Source organism: Urechidicola sp. KH5 (assembly GCF_054661455.1).
The window spans coordinates 129,550-152,801 of record NZ_BAAFSW010000001.1; the positions used below are offsets into that span (position 1 = coordinate 129,550).

The following is a 23,252-nucleotide window of genomic DNA, read 5'->3' on the forward strand; positions in this document are numbered from 1 at the left end:
TTGCGGCATGATAAAGAACAAAGATACTGCAAAAAAAACAGCAGAACTACTACTACAAATAAAAGCAATCAAACTTCAACCAAATCAACCATTTACCTGGGCTTCAGGATGGAAATCGCCTATTTATTGCGATAATAGAACTACCCTGTCTTTTCCTCAAATAAGAACTTACTTACGTCAAGAGTTGGCAAATTTAGTTATTGAGAAATATGGAAAACCAGATGTAATTGCAGGTGTTGCTACAGGAGCTATTGCTATTGGAGTTATAGTTGCTGAAGAATTAGGTGTTCCATTTATTTATGTAAGACCAGAGCCTAAAAAACATGGTCGCCAAAATCAAATTGAAGGCGCATTAGAAAGTGACGCTAATGTAGTAGTAATTGAAGATTTAATCAGTACAGGAAAAAGTAGCTTAAATGCTGTTAAAGCGTTAAAAGCTGTAAATGCTTCTGTAAAGGGAATGATTGCAATTTTCTCTTATGGATTTGATATAGCAGATTCTAATTTTGAAGATGCTAATGTTGAACTGACAACATTGAGCAATTACGATGCATTGTTAGAACAAGCCAACGAAACCAATTACATTTCTGAAAATGATTTAGAAACTTTGCAAGCTTGGAGAAATTCTCCTAGTACTTGGAATCAATAACCCCCTATTAGATATGAATTTAGAAAGTCCAAAAGTAACGATAGAAAAGTCGCAAAAAGAATTATTTAATTTCTTGACAGATTTAAACAATTTTGAGCAGCTAATGCCCGAAAGCAAAGAAAAGTTTGAGGTAGATGGCGATTCCTTTTTATTTGCTTTAAAAGGCATGCCAGAAATCAGATTGGTTTTAAAAGAAAAAAATGAATTTGATAGTATTGTTTTAGGTGCTGCAAGTAGTAAGTTAGCATTTACACTTACAACATTTTTAAATACTATTAGTGATAATACAACTGAAGTTCAGCTGAAATTTGCTGGAGATTTTAACCCAATGATGGCCATGATGATAAAAAAACCACTACAAAAGTTTATTGATACTTTAGCTGAAAATTTAGCGAAATAAAATATTAAGTAATTAGAATTCAAATCCTCAACAAAATGTTGAGGATTTTTTTTATAAAATTTGTTTTATCTCTTTTAAATCAAAAGACTTTTTACTTTCATCTTCTAATTCTAATTGCAACCTTCCTAACTCATCAATACCTGAAATTCTAGCCATAAACAATGGACCGTTAGTCAATTTAAACATGGCGGGTTTTTCGAAATTATATAAGTTTCTAAGATAATTTTCTTCAATCAGATCGAATGAAGTCAATTTTAAACTTTCGAGTTCATATCTTAAAACTTTAAGAAAATCATTCAATACTTCCGCCAGATTAAAGTTTCCATTTGTTAACAATTTCATTGAAGTAGCTTTAGGATTTAATATAAATACTTCTTGGTTCACATTCAAACCAATACCTATAATCGCATTTTCAATTTTACCTTTTCTGACAGTATTTTCAATTAAAACTCCAGCAATTTTTTGCTGGTCTGCCAATATGTCGTTAGGCCATTTGACAGCTATTTTATTTGGCAAAAAATTAACAAGACTCTTTTTTAAAGCTAAAGCGACCGTCATACTCAACACAAATTGGTTCTGAATAGCTAAATCCAAATCATCTACAAAAACACTAAACGTTAGGTTCTTACCTGCCTCAGATTCCCAAGACGCCCCTTGTTGACCTTTTCCTTTTGTTTGGTTATCAGTTACAACAACAGTAAAATTATCAAGTGGCGATTCTTTAATCTGAGCTTTTAAAAAGCTATTTGTAGACCCGATGGCATCAACTTTGATTATCTTCATAAAAAGATTATATTACTCTGTTTTTTTAAGTCATTGTCACTAGAAAAAACATAACTTTGTAACAAAACTAAATAATTTTTAATGACCAAGAAAAAAGCGAGTACTGACGAATTAATAACTGTCGTAATAAAAGGGATTGAAGAGGTAAAAGGAGAAGATATACAGTTGTTTGATTTACGTCATATTGACAATACCGTTACAGACTACTTCATTATTTGTACGGGTAACTCCAATACACAAGTCAACGCTATTTCAGGATCTGTTCAAAAAATGGTAAGCAAAGAATTGCAAGATAAGCCTTGGCATGTAGAAGGCGAAACCAATGCTGAATGGGTTTTAATGGATTTTGTAAATGTAGTTGTACACATTTTCCAGAAAAGCACTCGTGAATATTATGACATTGAAAGTTTATGGGGTGATGCTGAAATTACTGTAATCACAGCCTAAAAAACCGACTATTTATCCGCTTAATTTTTTTAGATGAGTAACAATACTGATAGAAAAGACAACAAAGAACAGAATAAATTACCAAAATTTAGCTCTTACTGGATTTATGGCTTAATTATAGCCGTAATAATTGGGTTTCAAATGATGCGTGGAGTAAGCACTATTTCTAATGAATTGTCTGAAAACAAATTCGAAGAAATACTTAACGATAATGATATTGCCAAAATTGACATCATCAATAAGGACCTTGCATACATAACTCTAAAAGCTGATGCACTGACCAAAGAAAAGTATAAAGGCGTTAGCAAACCTTCACTTTTTAAAGATGCCACTGCTCCGCACTACACCTATGACTTTGGTGATTTACAAAACTTTGAAAATTACTTAAAAACACAACAAAAAGATCTTTCTTTAGATTTTGTAAAAAAGAATAAAAAAGAGACTAACATCTTTGGGGAGCTAATCGGATGGTTACCTTTTATATTGTTAATAGGTCTTTGGATATTCTTCATGCGCAGAATGAGTGGCGCTGGTGGAGGCAGCGGAGGTGCTGGTCAAATATTTAGTATTGGTAAATCTAAAGCTAAACTATTTGATAAAGATCAAAAAGTAAAAACGACTTTTAAAGATGTTGCAGGTTTAGAAGGTGCAAAAGAAGAGGTACAAGAAATAGTAGACTTTTTAAAAAGCCCAGAAAAATACACTTCATTAGGAGGTAAAATACCAAAAGGAGCATTATTAGTAGGCCCTCCAGGTACAGGTAAAACATTACTGGCAAAAGCTGTTGCTGGAGAGGCAGGAGTTCCTTTCTTCTCTTTATCTGGCTCGGATTTTGTTGAGATGTTTGTTGGGGTTGGAGCTTCGCGTGTTCGCGATCTATTCAAGCAAGCACAGCAAAAATCACCATCTATTATTTTTATTGATGAGATTGACGCCATTGGTAGAGCTAGGGGTAAGAATAGCATGACAGGAGGTAACGATGAACGTGAAAATACCTTAAATCAGTTATTGACAGAAATGGATGGTTTTGGTACAGATACCAACGTAATTGTATTGGCCGCTACAAACCGTGCAGATGTTTTAGACAAAGCCTTAATGCGAGCTGGTAGGTTTGATCGTCAGATTTATGTTGATTTACCAGATTTAAATGAGCGAAAAGAAATTTTTAAAGTTCATATTAAGCCTTTAAAATTGGCTAAGGATGTAGATTTAGATTTCTTAGCTCAGCAAACTCCAGGGTTCTCTGGTGCTGATATTGCGAACATGTGTAATGAATCTGCTTTAATTGCTGCGAGAAAAAGTAAGAAAAAAGTACATCATCAAGATTTCTTAGATGCTGTTGATCGAATTGTTGGAGGTTTAGAAAAGAAAAATAAAATCATTACTCCAGGGGAGAAAAAAACGATTGCGTATCACGAGGCTGGTCATGCTACCGCAAGTTGGTTTTTAGAACATGCAGCTCCTTTGGTAAAGGTCACAATAGTACCAAGAGGTCAATCTTTAGGAGCTGCTTGGTATCTTCCTGAAGAACGCATGATTGTGCGTACAGAGCAAATGTTAGACGAAATGTGTGCAACACTTGCAGGACGAGCTGCTGAGAAAATCATATTCAATAAAATTTCAACGGGAGCTTTAAGTGATTTAGAAAAAGTGACGCGTCAGGCACGTGCTATGGTTTCTGTATATGGATTGAATGACAAAGTGGGTAATATAACCTATTATGATTCTTCTGGTCAGTCAGACTATGGATTTACAAAACCGTATTCTGAAGCAACTGCAAAAACTATTGATGAAGAAATTTCTAAAATAATAGAAGAACAATATAACAGAGCAATAAGCTTACTTAATAAGCATAAAGACAAGTTAATTGAATTAGCAGAAGTACTTTTAGAAAAGGAAGTTATTTTCAAAGCTAATTTAGAAACTATTTTTGGTAAACGTCCATTTGAAAAAGAAGAAGAAACTACCGACAATAAAGAAGTTAAAACTGTTGAAAACTCTGTTGAAGATTCTTCTGAAAAAATGGATGATAAGGTTGAAAAATCAGAGAATAATGAATAGCTTTAGAGTGTTGTTGAAGTAAATCACCCTGACTGTTTATGAACCTTTTGAAAAAAATTTTCAGAAGCTCTGAAAATGAAGCACCTAAAGAACCAATTGAAGTTCCCGTAGTTTTAGAATTAGACGATTTATTTGTGCACCACTTTATTAAAAAAGGTGGTAAATTTCTTTATTGTACAAGTGAAGTTGATGTTGCCCAAAATATTGCCAACATTATTGAAGAGAATGATTGGGACAAATTAAGCTATAAATCTAAAACTACTTTGCGATTTCTTTCTACCGTTGAAGCTCAATTAACACCTGGTTGTAATGCATCTGTTCCTTTTGTTACTACTTGTGAATCTTTAATTGCAGAAGATGGAAGTATTCTATTCTCTTCAAACCAATTAGGAGATGCCAAATTGTGTCACATGAATAATAATTTTATTGTGATTGCAACTACAAGTCAGATGGTTAAATCAAGAGGAGATAGCCTTACGGCAATTAATCTTAATTATAAAGGTAATATTCCAACTAACATTAGTGCAGTTCAAAAATATAAGAATGTGGAAGAAGAAGATAATTTCTTAAACTACGGAACAAACAATTCAAAAAACTTATATTTGCTCTTGTTAGAGAACCTGTAAAATGAGTGACTTTCTTTCTCGTATTTCATCTGGAATAGTATACGTGAGTGTGCTGGTTTTTTCTATATTATTTAGCAAAATCACTTTTTTAAGTTTATTTTTTATCATAATGCTATTCTGCCTTTTTGAGTTTATGCGAATGATAAACCTAAAAAGTGTTTTCCCTTATATTATTGCTGTTCTAGGTTATATTTTTGGAAATATTTTAAATGTAGAAGATGTCCCATCTAAAGCAATATTTCAATATGCTGGTGTGGTTCTTTTTTTAACTATTTTCTGCTCTTTTGCTTGGATCTTAATTGCTAAAAAAGAAGAAGTAGTAAGTCACTTAGGAAAGATATTTTTATCGGTCATATATGTCATTGTGCCATTTGTACTGATTGCTCAAATACCCTTCTTAGACAATGACTTTAATTATGCAAGTTATGCCATATTAGGAGTTTTTATATTAATATGGAGCAATGATACTTTTGCTTATGTAATTGGTAAAAATTTTGGTAAACATAAATTACTTGAATCAATTTCACCCAATAAAACGATAGAAGGTTTTTTTGGAGGAATGATATCATGCTTTATAATGTCTTATTTATTATCCATATATTTTGCTGATCTTTCTTTAACCCAGTGGATTGTAATTGCAGGATTGGTTAGTATTTTTGGAGTTATGGGAGATTTGATTGAATCTATGTTTAAGAGACAAGCCGGATTAAAAGATAGTAGTAATATGATACCCGGTCACGGTGGTTTTTTAGATAGGTTTGATAGTGTTATCTTTGCTGCACCTTTTATTTTTATTTATTTACAATTAACTTAATATGTTTCATAAAGAAGGCTATAAAATTATTTTAATTGCATCCATTATTTTGGTAGCTGCGGTTTTATCTATCGATAATTTTATAACACAATATTGGTTGCACATGTTATTATCTGCAACTACGATTATTTTATATATACTTATTCTTCAGTTTTTTAGAAACCCAAAACGTAAAACAGTTTTAAATGACAATCATATTATTGCACCTGTAGATGGTAAAGTAGTTGTAATTGAAGAGGTAGAAGAAACGGAGTATTTTAAAGATAAAAGAATACAGATTTCTATTTTTATGTCTCCTATTAATGTGCATGTCACAAGATATCCAATTACAGGAACAGTTGCTTTTAGCAAATATCATCCGGGTAAATATTTAGTTGCTTGGCACCCGAAAGCTTCCACGGAAAATGAACGTACAACTGTTGTAGTTGAAAATAAAACTGTAGGTAAAATTTTATATAGACAAATTGCAGGCGCACTTGCCAAGCGAATTGTAAATTATGCAAAAGAAGGAGCTCCTATTTCTCAAGGCAGTGATGCTGGATTTATTAAATTTGGATCAAGAGTAGATGTCTTCTTACCATTAAATGCTGATATAAATGTAGTACTTAACCAAACCGTTCGTGGTGGAGAACAAGTTATTGCTACTCTATAATATCTTTATTAACTTTGGATAAATTTATTGCAACCTAATCCATGAAAAAGGATTTACATACGCGTTTTGAAGAGGCATATACGTTTGCATCAGAAACTAATAAAAAGTTACCTCCTGATGTAATGTTGCAATTTTATGCATACTATAAACAAGCAACTTTAGGCACAGATTATAAAAGATCTGAAAGCAATGAGGAGGCTTTACGAAGTTCTTTTAAATTGCACGCATGGTTTCAATTAAAACACCTGACTCAAGATGAAGCTAAAGAGGGTTATATTAAACTTGTAAAAACATATCTAAAATAAATATCATGAAAAAAACATTTGCGTTTTGTTTACTTTTAAGTGTGATGATTGGATTTCAATCATGCAAAAAAGAAGTTAAAAATCCAGAAAAAAAGCAAGCAACACTCACCAATATTGATTTAAAATGGACAGCATATAAAACAACAGACAAGGTAGGTGTTTCCGGAACTTTTAAAGAAATTAACACTAGTAATTTAGATGGTGCGAACATTCAAGAAATTGTAGATGGTACAGAATTTTCAATTCCTGTTTCTAGCGTATTCACAAATTTAGAAGATCGCGATAATAAATTAAAACAATTCTTTTTTGGAGTAATGGAAACCACATCACTTTTAAGTGGTACTATTAAAGTTACTGATACGAACAATGCTGTAGCAACAATAAAGATGAACAATGCTACTGCTGATTTACCTCTTAAAATGAGCATTACAGATACCGAAGTTAGTTTAAAAGGAATTATGAACTTAGAAGACTGGAATGCCTTAGGAGCCATAGAAAGTATTAATAAAGCATGCTTTGAATTGCACAAAGGCTCAGATGGAGTTAGTAAAACTTGGAATGACGTTGCGATTCAAATCTCGTATACTGTCGAAATGAATTAATACAAAACAGAAGTAAATAAAAAAAGGAGCGCGATGCGCTCCTTTTTTTAATATTCCAAATGACTTATGTAAGACAATTTCTGTTTATAAATATCAAGTGATTGCCTATGTTCTTCAATGCTTTGCATTACATTTTTGAGCAATGGATTATTACTATCTGTATTAGAAAAGAAACTCATATTATTCTCTAACTGTTGTATTTCTCTTACAGTTTCATCCACCTTTTTTCTAATAAAAAGTTGTTCTCCATCTAATTTACGGTAGTTTTTCTGGGCGAGATACCCTTCTACCATAACTTTAAATTTAATCATTTCTCTCTCGGCCTTATCTAAATCTAGAGAGCTATACAACTTATCTATTAACTTGGTAAACTTACCTTCAATATGTCTTGCACTGTGAGAAACAACTCCAAGCGAACCCCATTGTTCTGAGAGCTCTTTAATCTCATCTAATGTAAACGTCTTAGATTCCGATTGAGCTTTTAGATTCTCTATAAAATCTTTCTTTTTCGTGAAAGCCACTTGATTCTCAGAAGAACCCTGATTTTTATATTGGTGGAATCTATCGAAATAATGGTTACAAGCATCCTTAAAACGTTTCCAGATTTTGTCTGAATATTTTCTTGGTACATGACCAATACGTTTCCAATCAGATTGAATTTTTTTCATTACCTCTGTGACCTCTTCCCAATCTTCACTATCTTTATATGACTCTGCTAACTCAATTAGCTTCATCTTTTTATTCAGATTTTCTTGTTGTTCACTTTTTACATTTTTGTAAAAAGCATTTTTCTCTTTATTAAACTTGCGAGTAGCTTCTTTAAACTGCTGCCATATTTTCTCAGTCTCAGATTTTGGCACCTGCCCTACTTTAAAGAATTTCTCACGCAAGCCTTCTATTTCTTTAATACTTTTTTGCCAATCATTATGATTTCGATTACTGGAAGCATCATAATTATTTATTTCGGTAATTACCTCCAATTTCTTCACAATATTCTCTTCGTATTTAGAGCGTAACCCTTTAAAATAATCATGGCGTCTATCATGAATTTTCTTAGTTGCGCTACTAAATCGTCCCCAAACACTTTCTCTATGTTCTCTAGCAACAGGACCAATATCTTCTTTCCACATTTTATGTAATACTTGTAATTGTTTAAATGCGTAATTAATATCCTTATGATCTGCTAATGCCTCTACTCTATCAATTAATTTTAGTTTTTCTTCTAAATTGTGTTTAAAGTCAAGATCTCTAAAATCATTGCTCATGTGCAATAAATCATAAAAACGTTCAACATGATGATGATAGGTACGCCATGTATCGTTATACTTTTCTCTTGCTACTGGACCAATTTTCTTCCAGCGCTCTTGAATATCCCTAAACTTGTTATACATAGTTTTAGGATCTGCATTGATAATCAAATCTTTAAGCTGCTCTATTAAAGCAACTCTTAAATCTAAATTATCCTTTAATTGAGTATCTAATTCTTTAAAATACTTTGTACGTTTATCTCTAAACTCATTGTACAACTTATTAAACTTAACCTTGTTTGGATTTGAATAACTAAAGTCTATACTCTCTCCTCCCTCTGCTAGAAAAGCAGCCTTTTTTTCTGCAAGTATTTTTGAAAACTGACTATTAAAAGAACTTTTAATAGCATTAACATGTGAATTAATTTTTTGAACAGAATGCTCTTTTAGTAGTTTCTCTAAACTATTTGCTAAAGCTTCTAAATCCATACTGCCATAATCTGGCAAGTCTTTTAGAACATCAATTTCTTGATGATCACCATTATCCTTTTCTGAAGCTTCCGCTAAATCAGCTTCAATTTCATTAACAACTTCTTCTTCTGTTTTTTGCTCTACAGGGGTTTCTACTTCAGTAGATTCTATATTTGAAGTAGGCGTTTGGGTTGTTTCTTCTTCACTATTTGGAAGATGCTCATTTTTTTCGTCTAACATTTTTTATAATGTTTAAAGGTCCAACGTCGCATTAGTCTTTTAATAATTCAATTCCTTAACAAATACGATTTATATTTTTTAGATACAAACTTAACTAAAAAGTTGCGTTTCTAATATTTCTTTTATGAATTCCAGATTTCCCAAGATTTTTCTGCTTGCAACTCAAGCATCTCATGACCATTTTTAATTGTTGCACCAACGGCTTTACCTTTGCCTAAAAAGGTAGTTTCTTCAGGATTGTAAATTAAGTCGTACAACAGATGCTCTTTAGTGATAAACTCATATGGTATAGCAGGACATTCATCCATATTAGGATGAGTACCAACAGGAGAACAATTGATAATAACAGTATAATCTTGAATTATTTTTTCGTCTAAAAAATCATAAGATATAGTAGAAGAATTTTTTGGTGTTCTCGAAACAAACACATGTTCAATTCCAAGAGTTTTTAATACATACGACACTGCTTTAGACGCGCCACCCGTTCCTAAAATTAATGCCTTTTTATGTGATGATTTTAACAACGGCTTTAAAGATGTTTCAAACCCATAACAATCGGTATTATATCCAATGAGTTTATAATCTTCGGTAATCTTTATTGTATTAACAGCACCAATTTCTTCAGCAATCTTATCTACCTCACTCAAATAGCGAATGATAGATTGTTTATAAGGTATGGTAACATTAAAACCTCCAAACTCTTCTTCTCTGTGATACGTTATAAAAGGGAACTCGGCAATATCTGGCAAATCAAAATTTTGATAAACTACATTCTCTATATTTTCACTTTTAAATTTATCTCTAAAATATCCTCTTGAAAAAGAGTAAGAAATATTCTTTCCTACCAATCCGTATTTTTTTTTCATACTATACTTTTTTCGTTGTTTTTGAATATGCATCTAGACCCAACAAAATACTAATACCCAAAAAGACAAATGAAATTGCAATCCATGTTTCTAGACTATCCAAAGCTGGCAAAAAACGCTTATAATTTTCTATTACTGGATTACCTCTACTATCTAATAAAATTCCTCCTAGTTCATTCTGCTTGTGTACTTCCATCTTCCAAGGCCAAACAATACCCAATGAACCTGTAATAAATCCAATAATTACAGCGGTTACTATTTGATGCCATCTTTTTAGAACATATCCTAGAATATGTGAAGTAGCCACCAAACCAAATGCAGAACCACCTGTGAAAACTGTAATAATTTTTATATACTTCATTCTAACCGCATCTTTAATAAAACTAAAATCACCAGAAAATATATCGAGTACTGTTCTATACAAAACATTAACCGAGTCTACCAACAACAGTACATAATTACCCAATAAAATTAATATAAATGATCCGGAAAGACCTGGTAATGTCATACCACTTACTCCAATTACTCCACAGAAAAAAACAAACCAAAGATTATCATTTTCTGTGGCTGGATTCATCAGGCTTATTCCAACTCCAATCACAATTCCAGCTATCCCCCATGCTATATTTTTTATAGACCAATCATTAAAATCTTTACCTACATAATAAATTGAGCCAATGATCATTCCGAAAAAAGTACTCCAAACATATAGCTCATAATGTGTAATGAGATAATCTAAAACAAGTGATACACTAAAATAGCTAAACATACTCCCACCCATTACTAGTATAAGAAATGTAGCATTAATATATTGATAAAAAGACTTAAATCTACCGACTATTAATAATTTAAAAGCCTTGGCATTGATCTTTTGAAATGAATAAATAAGTTCTTCATAAAAATCAAGAACAAACGCAACTGTACCCCCAGACACTCCTGGAACTTTATTGGCAGCTCCCATAGCTAAGCCCTTAAAGAACAAGAATATTTTGTCTAGTAAACTGCGTTCTCTACTCATATTTTTTTGCGAATTGTTCTAAGCCTAGAATCAAAATAAAACCAACAATAGCCATAACAATAGCCATTATTAATTGCGGATCTCCATCAAATGTAGAAGGAGAAATACTCGCCTCTTTTAATGGTACTTCTATACCTTTTGAATTGGTGCGCCATGTTAAGGTTTCTTTCCAGGGCCATATTTTATTAAGACTTCCAATAATAAATCCTGTTAGTAAAGCTAAAGTGATATTTCTATAATGACTAAACAACCACTTTAAAACTCTTGAAAAAGTTAACAACCCAATCACAGCACCTCCTGCCACAATAGCTAAAGTTTGAATATCTCTATTATGCACAGCATCTAATACAAACTTGTAAGCACCTAGTAACACCAAAATAAAAGCTCCAGATATACCTGGTAATATCATGGCACATATTGCCAATGCTCCTGCCAACATTAAATATACTGGCGAAGCGTTTTCTGTTACCAGCGGAGTTAAAGTTGTTATATAATAAGCAATAGCAGCCCCTAAAAGTAGAACAATTACAGTAAGAATTTGCCATTTACTAATTTGTTTAGCTATATAAACAACACTTGCTAATACCAATCCAAAAAAGAAAGACCACAATAAAATAGGTTGATTTTCTAACAAATAAGAAACCAGTTTTGCTAAGGTAAATACACTAAACCCAATACCAATTAACAAGGCGAGTAAGAAATTTCCATTCACTTGCTGCCAAACCGACTTAATTCCTTTTTCTTTAAATGTTTTAAAAAGTGAAAAGTTTACTGCATTAATACTGCCTAGTAATTCTTCATAAATTCCTGCAATAAATGCAATTGTTCCACCAGAAACTCCAGGTACAACATCTGCGGCTCCCATGGCCATTCCCTTAAAAGATATAATTAAGTAGTCTAAAAAACGACGATTGCTCATTTTCGTAATATTGTTAGTACTACAAAAATACTGTTTTCAAGAATGAATTAAACTATTAATGCTGATATTTAGCAATCAAAGTTAGAACAGTTTCGTCTTCAAAAACCGTAGGATAAATCTCCTTAAAAATTGCGTGATAATCAAAGTCAGCAGATAGTGCTTTAGAAAGATACTTGTTTGACTTTTCAGCCTCACCCAGTATAAAGTATATACAACCTAATCTATAATCGAGTTCAGCATGATCAGGATAAGATCTTCTAGCTTTAATAAGGACTTTAGACGCCTCTTTAAATTCGCCAATAAAATTGAGCACATCTGCTAAACCAACATATATATCTAATGCAGTGTCATTAAAATCGAGACATTTATAAAATGCAGAAATCACCTCTTCAAAGTGGTTCAATTTTAAATTAATTTCAGCATATCTCCTCCAATACAAAGAATTAGATTCATCTATAGTTATTGCCTTATTTATAAAATATAAAGCCTTTTGATGATTCTTAGCCTCCATATATCTATTGGTTAATGCCAACCAACCTTTGTCTAATAGTGGATCTTCTTTAACAGTCTTTTTAAAATATTGAACTGCTAAATCAAAATCTTCAATTTTTTCATAGCACTTACCTATTCTATAAAAAGCAAAAGCCGTAGGGTCATCTAACTCAATCGTAATTAAATAATTCTCTATGGCTTCATTATATTTTTTCAACTGCTCAAGTGTTTTCGCCTTTTCTAAATGGGCACCTACAAAATGCTCATCTATCACAACAGCATAGTCAAAAGCTCTCAAAGCCTCTTCGTATTGTTCTAAAATAAAATGTTGACGTCCTAATTGATGCCAAGCTACTTCAGAATATGGATCCTTATCAATAAAGTCATCTAGATATTCAATAGCCTCTTTATGCTGATTTTGCATATCAAAACAATAAATAACATTGTAAAGAGACGAGTAATCTTCGAAATCTACATTTAGGCATTTAGCAAAATTTAAACGTGCATCATCAAAATTATCCAAATACAAATACTCCATACCAATCATTGCCAAAACATCTGCATCATTCTTAGTATATGCCAATGCAATTTTAAGAGTATCTATGGCTTGTTGATGCTCATTTTTCTTCGAAAAAATATTTGCTTTTTGAATGTACACTTCCTCATTGCAAGGTTCGAGAGCATGCAATTCAGCTAAGAGCTTATCTGCCTCATCTAGCTTATCTGCATAGATCAATGACTCTGCTTTCAATAGTTTTAGATTGACGGACGTTGGATGCTGCTCTAAGCCCAATTTAATGGCTTTTTCAGCGAGCGACTGTCTTCCTACATCTAAGTAGTGTTGGATAATAGATTCAAATTCAGTGGAGTCGAAAAAGAAAACACTGTTGGTCTTCAGCATTGATTCAAATTTCGAAAGCGATGTTTGGTGGTTGGAGTTTCGTTGCATAAGCTCACATTCACGTTCAGCTTAAAAGTAGTATAACTTTACCCTGATACGAGAAAATAATTTATATGTTTTTAACAATTTAATTAACAATACCCTATCTTTGCTGAACAATCAGCGCTTTGCTAGCATCTATGAGTCAAAAAACTTTATTAAACTCCACTGATATTCACATCATTCTGCATCGATTAGCATGTCAATTAATCGAAAATCACAATGATTTTTCTGATACCGTTCTTGTTGGTTTACAACCTAGAGGTGTTTTTTTAGCCGACAGGTTAGTAGAAGTATTAAAAAATGCTTACAGTATTTCTTCTATTGCATCTGGCAACTTAGATATAACTTTTTACCGTGATGATTTTAGAAGAAGAAACGAACCTTTAGCTGCAAATGCTACTAGTTTAGATGTGATTGTAGAAAACAAAAAGGTTGTGTTTATAGATGATGTTTTATATTCCGGAAGAAGTATAAGAGCTGCTTTATCTGCAATTCAAGCTTTTGGTAGGCCTAGCACTATTGAGTTATTGGTTTTAATTGATAGACGTTTTAGCAGGCATTTACCCATCCAACCAGATTATATTGGCAGACAGGTAGATGCAATTAATAATGAGAAGGTGCAGGTTGATTGGAAAGAAAATAGTACCGAAGATATAGTTTACCTTATTACTAACAACGATTGATATGAGTCAGTTAAGTGTAGAACATTTATTAGGAATTAAATACCTTAAAAAAGAGGATATTGATTTAATTTTTCAAACTGCTGACCAATTTAAAGAAGTAATCAATCGACCCATTAAAAAGGTTCCTTCTTTAAGAGATATCACCATTGCCAATTTATTTTTTGAAAATAGTACACGTACTAAGTTATCATTTGAATTGGCAGAAAAAAGATTATCTGCAGATATCATCAATTTTTCAGCAGGTCAATCGTCTGTTAAAAAAGGAGAAACATTAATAGATACTGTAAACAATATCTTATCTATGAAAGTTGACATTATTGTAATGCGTCATCCTCATGTTGGGGCCGGTGTTTTCTTAAGTCAACATGTAAATTCTAAAATTGTAAATGCTGGTGACGGTACTCACGAACACCCAACACAAGCATTGTTAGACTCCTATTCCATACGAGAAAAATTAGGAGAAGTGGAAGGTAAAAAAGTAGTGATTGTTGGAGACATTCTTCATTCGAGAGTTGCCTTATCTAATATATTTGCCTTAAAAATGCAAGGTGCAGAAGTAAAGGTATGTGGTCCTACTACTTTAATTCCAAAATACATTGAGTCTTTAGGAGTTGGTGTTGAAACCAATTTAAGAAAAGCGCTTGAATGGTGTGATGTAGCAAACATGCTAAGAGTTCAAAATGAACGTATGGATGTAAGCTACTTTCCTTCTACAAGAGAATACTCGCAATTATTTGGAGTCAACAAAAAACTGTTAGATAGTCTAGATAAAGAAATTGTGATAATGCACCCAGGCCCTATTAATAGAGGGGTAGAAATCACAAGTGATGTTGCCGACTCTAAACAATCAATCATTTTGAACCAAGTAGAAAATGGGGTAGCTATTAGAATGGCAGTGATTTATCTTTTAGCGCAACAAATTAAGAGATAACATGCAGGTTTCGAATCATGAAAAATATCATTTGTATCAACCTGATAGTACAGACTTAGTGTCATTTTTAGGTGAAATTAACAACAGTTCTGACATAAAAGAACAGCATGTTATTGTTGATACCTCTTCATTTGATCAAATTTCAATTGCTGATTTAGAACTACTACTTTCATTGGCAAAAGAGAAAATAGAAAACTTTACTTCATTGGTAATAATTGCAAAAGGAATTGATATTGATGATGTTCCTGACGAATTAAAGGTTGCTCCTACTTTAGTTGAGGCTAAAGACATTATTGACATGGATGCTATGGAACGTGATTTAATGGGATTGTAATTTACCATTATGAAACTTACCATATTAGGCTGCCATAGCGCCGTACCAAGAATTAACACTCCTCACTCTGCACAGGTTTTAGAAATTCAAAATCGAATGTTCTTAATAGATTGTGGCGAGGGCACTCAAGTACAATTGCGTACACAAAAAATTAAGTTTTCTAAAATTAAACACATTTTCATTTCGCATTTACATGGTGACCATGTGTTCGGTTTAATTGGATTAATTTCAACGTTTAGATTACTAAATAGAGAAGCCAAAATTCATGTATATGGACCTATTGGTATAAAAGAATTAATTGTAACTCAATTACGTTTAACACAATCTTATGCTGGGTATCCCATCGAGTTTCACGAGTTGTCATCTAAAGAACCAGAATTGATCTATGAAGATAAAAAAGTTACGGTAACTACCATACCATTAAAACACCGTATATATACCAATGGCTTTTTATTTGAAGAAAAAGAAAAGCCCCGAGGATTAAACATTTCAGAAGTAAACAAATACCCAGAAATAGAAACTTGTGATTACAATAATTTAAAACTGGGTAAAGACTTTCAATTGTCAGATGGTTCAATAATTTTAAATAAAGAATTAACATTCGACCCACCTGCACCGCTGCGCTATGCCTTTTGTAGCGACACAATGTATAACCCAGAAATGGTATCTCAAATAGACGGAGTAGATTTACTATATCACGAAGCAACCTTTTTAGATGACTTTAAAGAATTAGCAGAAAAAACAAATCACAGTACCGCAGCTCAAGCTGCTACAATTGCCAAACTAGCGAAAGTTAAAAAACTTGTTTTGGGGCATTTTTCTGCACGATACCCAGACACCCAACTCTATTTAGAGGAAGCAAAAACTACTTTTAAAAATGTAGAATTAGCAGCACCAGGAAAAATCTTTGAAGTTTCCATTTCTAAATAAAACTTTAACCGAAATTTTATATGATTAAAATCACAATAATGAAGAAAACCCTATTAGTTATATTACTTGTTTTGCCAATAATTGCATCAGCTCAAATAAAGAAAAAAGAAAAAAAGAAAATAGATGCATATTTAGAGAATGCTTGTGATTGTTTAAATACTGGTTTCGAAACGATACATCCTTTTATGTTGGAATTCATAAACATTATGGCCGATAAAGGAGGGAAAGTTGCTACAAATAAGTTTATTGAATATTTTCAAACTATTAATGAGCAAGAGCAAAATAAAATTCTAAAAGATGCTGAAAAAATGGAAAATGGTGAATATGGGGATGCCATTGACATTTGCTTTAAAGACGATAAGATTGATATAAAAATCATGAATAGTATAGACACCTTAAAAGGTTCTTATTTCAACTATTTTATGGAATCGTTGGCAAATAATGATTCATGTAAATTATTAGAATCTATGATGAAAATTGCACTTGCTGAAACAAAAAAATAACCCCCTAACTTTATCATTAATTTAACATTGTTGTTAAACTCCTGTTAAACCAATTTCTGTTTGGTAACAGTTTTTTTTTAGCCTCGTCATATAGGCAAATCAAAACCAAAACTAAACATGAAAAAACCATTAAGCATTGTTATGCTTTTTGTAGTTGTTATTGCACAAGCTTCACCACGAACTACTAACAAAATTGCTAAAACAGGAAAAGTATCTGGTACTGTCTTAGATGCTAATACGCAAGAAACTTTACCATATGTAAATATTGTTGTTAAAAATGATAAAAATGAAATCTTAACAGGAGGAGTTACAGACGATAAAGGAGTCTTTGAAATTAAGAAAATTCCATTAGGAAATAACATTGTTGAAATACAATTTATAGGCTATAAAACAGTTTCAAAACAGTTAAAATTTAATGAAGATAACACCAATCATAATATAGGGAATATTAACTTAGAGGTAGATGCTACAGAATTAGATGAAATAGAAGTTATCGCAGAAACCTCAATCATAGTTCAAAAAATTGACAGGAAAGTTATCAATGTTGGAAAAGATTTAACTGCTTCAGGAACAACAGCGGCAGAAATGCTGAACAATGTACAATCGGTAAGTGTAGATTCTCAAACTGGTGATATTAGCTTACGAGGCAACGAAAATGTTCGTGTATTAGTAGATGGAAAACCGACCAATGTAAGTGCGGCACAACTCCTACAACAAATACCTTCAACCTCTATTAAACAAGTAGAATTAATCACAAATCCCTCTGCAAAATACAATCCAGAAGGTATGAGTGGTATTATTAATATTGTATTACATAAAAGTGCGAATCAAGGTTTTAATGCTACGCTAAATACTGGAGTAACCCAAGGAGAAAATACTCGTTTTAACGGTTCTCTAGACATGAACTACAAAACCGGGATTGTAAATTTCTTTGCAAATTATGGTCATAATAATGGCAAAAGTGCAAACGAAGGTTACGTACATAGAATAGATAATAATTCTTTACAAGAATTTGATTTTTTATCTGATAATCAATCTAATGTTATTAAAGTTGGTGCAGACATTTATTTAAATGAAAAAAATACGTTGTCCTTATATACAACTCAAAATGATTTTAAAGGAGACAATATTGGTACTACTAAAATTTCAGAAAATGGTACTCCTCTTATAGATGGATTTAATAATGCCTACTCTAAAAACTATAGCGGAACCTATAACTTAAACTATAAGTTAGACTTCACTAAAGAAGGGCACAATATTGAGTTTGAAGGTACTTTTGCAAAATTTAAGGGACCTGAAGATGCAGAAAATGGTGATTTTTTAAATCCAGATGATATGTTTAACAACTATGTAACCAACATAGAAAATAGAAGAAACAATCATTTAATTAATGTTGATTACACCAATCCAATTAATGATCAAAGTAAATTGGAATTAGGATTTGAAATAAGAGGTAATAGAGCCGAGAATGATCAGGTTACTACTCAATACGAGTTTGTATTAAACGATTCCGGTAACCCTATACCAAATCCAGATAATCCAGGAGATTATTTAACACAACAAATTCCAGATTCGAGTTTTGATTTTGAACGAGATATCTATTCAGCTTATGCAACATACAGCCGAAAATTTAACAAAGTATCCTTGCAATTAGGAGCACGATTTGAGCAATATGAAATTCAAGCAGATTTTATTAAGGGAGATGGGCTAGAAGTCGTAACAGATGAAATTTTCTCAATTTATCCATCAGCATTTGTAACATATACACCAAGTGAAAAAAATCAATTTCAAGCGAGTTTTAGCCGAAGAGTTGATAGACCATCTCTGCAACAAATGAATCCTATTAGAGAATGGAGTACACCTAGAATAACTTCTGTTGGTAATCCTGAGCTAGATCCTCAGTTTACAAATTCATATGAAATTAATTATACACGCCAATTAGAAAAAGGAAATATAACCTTTGGAACGTTCTATCGTCATGTATTCGACAATATTACACGTGTAATTTCGGTTGATCCATTAGATCAAGATAAAGTACTTCTATCATTTACAAACACCGATAAAAATAAGAGGTATGGATTTGAAGCTTCATTTAACTATGCATTCTTTCCATGGTGGAGACTTAATGCAAGTGCTGATTTATATACGCAGCAAGAATCTGGAATCGCAAATGAGGAAGAGATAGAAGTAACAAACAACGCTTTTAACGCAAGAATTAGCAACAATTTTAGAGTCACTAAAGATTTACGTTTACAATTATTTACAATGTATCGTGGTGGTAGTCAAAGCATACAATTTGCCGTAGACCCAATGTGGATGATGAACTTTGGAGCAAGCTATAACGTATTTACAGGTAGAGGAACGGTAAGCTTTAGAGTAAACGACATTTTTCAAGGCATGAAATTTAAGTTTGACGCAGAAAACCCTTACCCTTCTACTGGGCAATTTAATTGGGAAAGTAGAACAGCATATGTTGGATTTATGTACCGATTAGGTGGTGGTAAGAATAAAGCGCGTAAACGTAAAAATAGAGATAACAACGAAGCGCAAGGAAGCGGAGGATTCCTGTAGAAAAAGAAATAGTTTTTTTTAAGTTGATACGGAAAGGTCTTGATACAAATTTGCATTGAGACCTTTCTTAATTTTCAACTCTAAATATCCGTAATCAATAAGAAATAACCATTTTCAGTGATAAAAACACCTAGTTACAGGGATTGCGAAGATTAAAATCGAACCTTATCTTTACTTTGTTTTTTTATTAAAAACAAGAATTAATTATTTTTTTTGATAAAAATAATTTGAAGTGTTTGGGGTTCTTTAAATTATTTTTAAATCGAAGTCCGTTGATTGGGTTACATCAACGGACTTTTCTTTATACTTTTTTATTCGTAGAAGAAGTAAAATCACCATTTTCGGTGATGAAATTTCACAGTTTTTAGGGATTGACAATATGGTAATCTTCAAGTAACTTTGAAGTGTTATAAATGAGCAATCCGAAAACTGTCATTTTTAACGAGTAATAAATATTTTTTTTAAGTGGGAACTTATTAAGCTATTAAAAAACCATCAGTACACTGATGGTTTTTTAATTTTAAATATATTTAAGGAAAATTACCAGCGTATTATGACACTGCCCCAAGTAAATCCACTACCAAAAGCAGCAAGCACAACTAAATCACCATCTTTAATTTTACCTTCATCAAAAGCTTCGGTTAAAGCTATAATTACAGAGGCGGCAGTAGTGTTACCATACTTCTGAATATTATTGAATACTTGATCATCGTTCAATCTAAATTTCTTTTGAATAAATTGGGCTATTCTCAAATTGGCTTGATGCGGAATCAACATATCAATATCTGTAGGTTGCAATCCATTAGCCCCTAATCCTTCCATAATCACTTCAGAAAAACGAACTACAGCATTCTTAAATACAAACTGGCCATTCATATATGGAAAATAAGACTCATCATTCGGATCATTCTCTTCTAAAATTTGAGGAACCCAATGTGCAATACTAGGTGCCTCAACAGTTAACTCACGCGCATGCTTACCTTCTGAATGCAAATGAGAAGATAAAATACCTCTACCGTGCTCTTCACTTCTACTCAACACAGCTGCTCCTGCTCCATCACCAAAAATTACTGACACACCTCTACCTCTAGTAGTTTTATCTAATCCACCAGAGTGAAACTCAGAACCTATAACCAATATGTTCTTGTACATACCGGTTTTAATAAATTGGTCTGCAACAGACAATGCATATACAAAACCAGAACATTGATTTCGCACATCTAATGCACCAATAGTTTGCATATCTAACATATCCTGAATTTGAACACCACATCCTGGGAAATACATATCAGGGCTCAAAGTTGCAAATACAATAAAATCTATGTCATCTTTTGTTAACCCTGCTTTTTCAATGGCAATTTTCGCCGCTTTGGCACCCATAGTTGCAGAAGTTTCTCCACTACCCTCTTCTATCCATCGACGTTCTTTAATACCTGTGCGCTCTTGAATCCACGCATCATTGGTATCCATTAATTTTGATAAGTCGTCGTTAGTCACCACATTGTCAGGAACAAAATGCCCCATCCCCATTATTCTTGAATTATACATAGTCTTGTACTTTTATTGATTATCAAATTTAATAAAATTTAATTTGTTATGCTGTGAATAATATGACTTCAAAATGCTCTTATGCCATCTTGTCACTCTAATCATTTTGGTATTTTTTTTGTCACTTTTGTTTCAGTTAAAAATTAAAAACAAAATAAAATATGGCAACTGGAAACATTAATGTAACAGCAGAAAATATTTTCCCTATAATCAAAAAGTTCTTATACTCAGATCATGAGATTTTCTTAAGAGAACTTATTTCAAATGCTACGGATGCAACCTTAAAATTAAAACATCTTTCTACTTTAGGAGAAGCTAAAGGAGAATTAGGCGATTTAAAGCTTGAAGTGGTTGTAGATAAAGACAAAAAAATTATTAAAATTATTGACCAAGGTATTGGAATGACTGGTGAAGAGGTTGAAAAATACATCAACCAAGTAGCCTTTTCTGGTGCTGAGGAGTTTGTTGAAAAATACAAAGACAAAGTTCCAGATAGCGGAATTATTGGTCATTTCGGTTTAGGGTTCTACTCAGCATTTATGGTAGCTGACAAAGTAGAAATCTATACCAAATCATTTAAAGAAGATGCCAAAGCAGTTCGTTGGGAATGTGATGGAAGTCCGCAATACACGCTTGAAGAAACAGATAAAACAACGAGAGGTACAGAAATCGTTTTGCATATTGCAGAAGACTCTGAAGAGTTTTTAGATGACAATAAAATTTCTGGATTGTTAACAAAGTACAACAAGTTTATGCCTATTCCAATAAAATTTGGAATGAAGACAGAAACATTGCCTTTACCAGAAGATGCAGATAAGGATGCAAAACCAGAAACGATTGAGGTAGAAAACATAATTAACAATCCTAATCCAGCTTGGACAAAACAACCAAGTGAATTAGAAGACGAAGATTATAAAACGTTCTACAGAGAGTTGTATCCAATGCAATTTGAAGAGCCTTTATTTAATATTCATTTGAATGTTGATTATCCATTTAACTTAACCGGTATTTTATACTTCCCTAAGTTAACGCAGAACATGGATCCTCAAAAAGACCGTATCCAATTATACCAAAACCAAGTTTTTGTAACGGATAATGTTGAAGGTATTGTGCCAGATTTCTTACAAATGTTAAGAGGTGTGATCGACAGTCCGGATATTCCGTTAAACGTATCGAGAAGTTATTTACAAGCAGATGGTGCGGTAAAGAAAATTTCAAGCTACATTACACGTAAAGTTGCAGATAAGTTAAATAGCTTATTCAAAAATGATAGAGAAGGTTTTGAAGCAAAATGGAACGATATTAAGATTATTATTGAGTACGGAATGCTTTCAGAAGAGAAGTTCTTTGAAAAAGCAGACAAATTTGCATTATATCCAACAGTTGATGGCGTACACTATGTTTGGAGTGAATTAATCGAAAAGATTAAAGAAAATCAAACAGATAAAGACGATAAAACCATCGTTCTTTACACTTCAGATGCTAAAGCACAACATAGTTATATTGAAGATGCCAAAGCAAAAGGATATGAGGTGTTGTTATTAGACTCTCCTATCGTATCGCACTTAATTCAAAAATTAGAAACGAGCAAAGAGAATATTTCATTTGCACGTGTTGATGCAGATCATATTGATAACTTAATCAAGAAAGATGACGATAAGATTTCTAAATTAAGTGACGATGAGCAAACAAAATTAAAAGAAGTTTTAGAAGGTGTTATTCCAAAAGAAACTTACACGGTGCAGTTAGAAGCAATGGACTCTAATGCGAATCCGTTTATTATTACACAGCCAGAATTTATGCGTCGTATGAAGGAAATGCAAGCAACTGGTGGCGGCGGAATGATGGGTATGGGTAATTTCCCAGATATGTACAATCTTGTTGTAAACACCAATAGTGATTTGGTAGGAGAAATCTTAAATACCAAAACTGCTAAGAAACAAGAGCGATTAATAAATCAAACATTTGATTTAGCCAAGTTATCTCAAAACCTATTACATGGTGAAGAATTAACAAATTTCATCAAGCGCAGTTATGAGCTAATTAAATAATTGGATTGTTGTGATACAACTAAAGCCTCTTCAAAAAGAAGAGGCTTTTTTGTTACTCATTCAAGTATTAGTTTCACATGTCTTTTATAGCACTTCTCTAATTATTCGTTTCTAATAATTAAAGATGCAATACATTTGAGTAATAACATTAATAATCAATTCACCT

General features: G+C 32.4%; 23 protein-coding genes. 16 read left to right on the forward strand and 7 right to left on the reverse strand.

The genetic code is table 11. The features are described from left to right. Positions 1 to 7: 7 nt before the first annotated feature. Both pyrE and ACYQ5R_RS00625 read left to right on the forward strand, forming a co-directional pair. On the forward strand, positions 8 to 649 hold the full coding sequence (gene pyrE / locus ACYQ5R_RS00620; protein ID WP_460188963.1) for an orotate phosphoribosyltransferase: 642 nt from the start codon (positions 8 to 10) through the stop codon (positions 647 to 649). Positions 650 to 662: 13 nt separating this feature from the next. Further along, positions 663 to 1,049: an SRPBCC family protein gene (locus ACYQ5R_RS00625; protein ID WP_460188964.1), complete on the forward strand. Its 387-nt coding sequence runs from the start codon at positions 663 to 665 to the stop codon at positions 1,047 to 1,049. A gap of 51 nt (positions 1,050 to 1,100) precedes the next feature. Here ACYQ5R_RS00625 and ACYQ5R_RS00630 read toward each other — a convergent pair whose 3' ends face one another. Then, positions 1,101 to 1,832, reverse strand: a complete 732-nt coding sequence (locus ACYQ5R_RS00630) for a biotin--[acetyl-CoA-carboxylase] ligase (protein WP_460188965.1) — start codon at positions 1,830 to 1,832, stop codon at positions 1,101 to 1,103. An 81-nt stretch (positions 1,833 to 1,913) separates the two neighbouring features. On the opposite strand from ACYQ5R_RS00630, the gene rsfS reads away from it, so the two are divergent. From rsfS to ACYQ5R_RS00665, 7 genes are read left to right on the forward strand one after another with little or no spacing between them, the layout of a single operon-like run. After that, complete coding sequence (gene rsfS / locus ACYQ5R_RS00635) at positions 1,914 to 2,279, forward strand: ribosome silencing factor (RefSeq protein ID WP_460188966.1); 366 nt, start codon at positions 1,914 to 1,916, stop codon at positions 2,277 to 2,279. A gap of 33 nt (positions 2,280 to 2,312) precedes the next feature. Further along, a complete protein-coding gene (ftsH, locus tag ACYQ5R_RS00640; protein ID WP_460188967.1) occupies positions 2,313 to 4,340 on the forward strand; it encodes an ATP-dependent zinc metalloprotease FtsH in 2,028 nt (675 codons plus the stop codon). 38 nt (positions 4,341 to 4,378) lie between these two features. Next, a complete protein-coding gene (locus ACYQ5R_RS00645; protein ID WP_460188968.1) occupies positions 4,379 to 4,966 on the forward strand; it encodes a hypothetical protein in 588 nt (195 codons plus the stop codon). A gap of 1 nt (position 4,967) precedes the next feature. Next, on the forward strand, positions 4,968 to 5,780 hold the full coding sequence (locus ACYQ5R_RS00650) for a phosphatidate cytidylyltransferase (protein ID WP_460188969.1): 813 nt from the start codon (positions 4,968 to 4,970) through the stop codon (positions 5,778 to 5,780). Between the two features lies 1 nt (position 5,781). Next, positions 5,782 to 6,432, forward strand: a complete 651-nt coding sequence (locus ACYQ5R_RS00655) for a phosphatidylserine decarboxylase family protein (RefSeq protein WP_460188970.1) — start codon at positions 5,782 to 5,784, stop codon at positions 6,430 to 6,432. Positions 6,433 to 6,473: 41 nt separating this feature from the next. After that, on the forward strand, positions 6,474 to 6,737 hold the full coding sequence (locus tag ACYQ5R_RS00660) for an acyl-CoA-binding protein (protein WP_460188971.1): 264 nt from the start codon (positions 6,474 to 6,476) through the stop codon (positions 6,735 to 6,737). 5 nt (positions 6,738 to 6,742) lie between these two features. Continuing rightward, on the forward strand, positions 6,743 to 7,339 hold the full coding sequence (locus ACYQ5R_RS00665; protein WP_460188972.1) for a YceI family protein: 597 nt from the start codon (positions 6,743 to 6,745) through the stop codon (positions 7,337 to 7,339). A 47-nt stretch (positions 7,340 to 7,386) separates the two neighbouring features. On the opposite strand, the gene ACYQ5R_RS00670 is transcribed toward ACYQ5R_RS00665, so the two are convergent. The 5 genes from ACYQ5R_RS00670 to ACYQ5R_RS00690 all read right to left on the reverse strand — a co-directional run bounded on the left by ACYQ5R_RS00670 (position 7,387) and on the right by ACYQ5R_RS00690 (position 13,493). Beyond that, entirely contained in the window at positions 7,387 to 9,297 is a 1,911-nt protein-coding gene (locus ACYQ5R_RS00670; RefSeq protein ID WP_460188973.1) for a DUF349 domain-containing protein, read from the reverse strand. Between the two features lie 122 nt (positions 9,298 to 9,419). Beyond that, entirely contained in the window at positions 9,420 to 10,163 is a 744-nt protein-coding gene (locus ACYQ5R_RS00675; RefSeq protein WP_460188974.1) for a shikimate dehydrogenase family protein, read from the reverse strand. 1 nt (position 10,164) lies between these two features. After that, on the reverse strand, positions 10,165 to 11,181 hold the full coding sequence (locus ACYQ5R_RS00680; RefSeq protein WP_460188975.1) for a DUF368 domain-containing protein: 1,017 nt from the start codon (positions 11,179 to 11,181) through the stop codon (positions 10,165 to 10,167). Then, positions 11,174 to 12,100 (reverse strand): polyprenyl-phosphate transporter, encoded by a 927-nt coding sequence (locus ACYQ5R_RS00685; RefSeq protein WP_460188976.1) that lies wholly within the window; start codon positions 12,098 to 12,100, stop codon positions 11,174 to 11,176. Before ACYQ5R_RS00685 ends, ACYQ5R_RS00680 begins: the two co-directional genes overlap by 8 nt. A gap of 55 nt (positions 12,101 to 12,155) precedes the next feature. After that, complete coding sequence (locus tag ACYQ5R_RS00690; RefSeq protein ID WP_460188977.1) at positions 12,156 to 13,493, reverse strand: tetratricopeptide repeat protein; 1,338 nt, start codon at positions 13,491 to 13,493, stop codon at positions 12,156 to 12,158. A 179-nt stretch (positions 13,494 to 13,672) separates the two neighbouring features. Here ACYQ5R_RS00690 and pyrR point away from each other — a divergent pair, with 179 nt between their 5' ends. The 6 genes from pyrR (at position 13,673) to ACYQ5R_RS00720 (ending at position 19,487) form a co-directional block, all read left to right on the forward strand. Next, entirely contained in the window at positions 13,673 to 14,218 is a 546-nt protein-coding gene (gene pyrR / locus ACYQ5R_RS00695) for a bifunctional pyr operon transcriptional regulator/uracil phosphoribosyltransferase PyrR (RefSeq protein WP_460188978.1), read from the forward strand. Between the two features lies 1 nt (position 14,219). Beyond that, positions 14,220 to 15,149 carry an aspartate carbamoyltransferase catalytic subunit gene (locus tag ACYQ5R_RS00700; RefSeq protein WP_460188979.1) on the forward strand — a complete coding sequence of 310 codons (930 nt, stop codon included), beginning with the start codon at positions 14,220 to 14,222 and terminating at the stop codon, positions 15,147 to 15,149. 1 nt (position 15,150) lies between these two features. After that, entirely contained in the window at positions 15,151 to 15,483 is a 333-nt protein-coding gene (locus tag ACYQ5R_RS00705) for a hypothetical protein (RefSeq protein WP_460188980.1), read from the forward strand. A 9-nt stretch (positions 15,484 to 15,492) separates the two neighbouring features. Beyond that, positions 15,493 to 16,413, forward strand: a complete 921-nt coding sequence (locus tag ACYQ5R_RS00710; RefSeq protein ID WP_460188981.1) for a ribonuclease Z — start codon at positions 15,493 to 15,495, stop codon at positions 16,411 to 16,413. A 38-nt stretch (positions 16,414 to 16,451) separates the two neighbouring features. Next, the gene (locus ACYQ5R_RS00715) at positions 16,452 to 16,916 is read left to right on the forward strand and encodes a hypothetical protein (RefSeq protein WP_460188982.1); all 465 of its coding nucleotides are present in this window, start codon (positions 16,452 to 16,454) and stop codon (positions 16,914 to 16,916) included. A gap of 117 nt (positions 16,917 to 17,033) precedes the next feature. Then, entirely contained in the window at positions 17,034 to 19,487 is a 2,454-nt protein-coding gene (locus ACYQ5R_RS00720; RefSeq protein ID WP_460188983.1) for a TonB-dependent receptor, read from the forward strand. A gap of 540 nt (positions 19,488 to 20,027) precedes the next feature. Here the strand turns inward: ACYQ5R_RS00720 and ACYQ5R_RS00725 are convergent. Then, positions 20,028 to 21,035, reverse strand: a complete 1,008-nt coding sequence (locus ACYQ5R_RS00725) for a 3-oxoacyl-ACP synthase III family protein (protein WP_460188984.1) — start codon at positions 21,033 to 21,035, stop codon at positions 20,028 to 20,030. A gap of 161 nt (positions 21,036 to 21,196) precedes the next feature. Here ACYQ5R_RS00725 and htpG point away from each other — a divergent pair, with 161 nt between their 5' ends. Then, a complete protein-coding gene (gene htpG / locus ACYQ5R_RS00730) occupies positions 21,197 to 23,086 on the forward strand; it encodes a molecular chaperone HtpG (RefSeq protein WP_460188985.1) in 1,890 nt (629 codons plus the stop codon). Positions 23,087 to 23,252 lie beyond the last annotated feature (166 nt).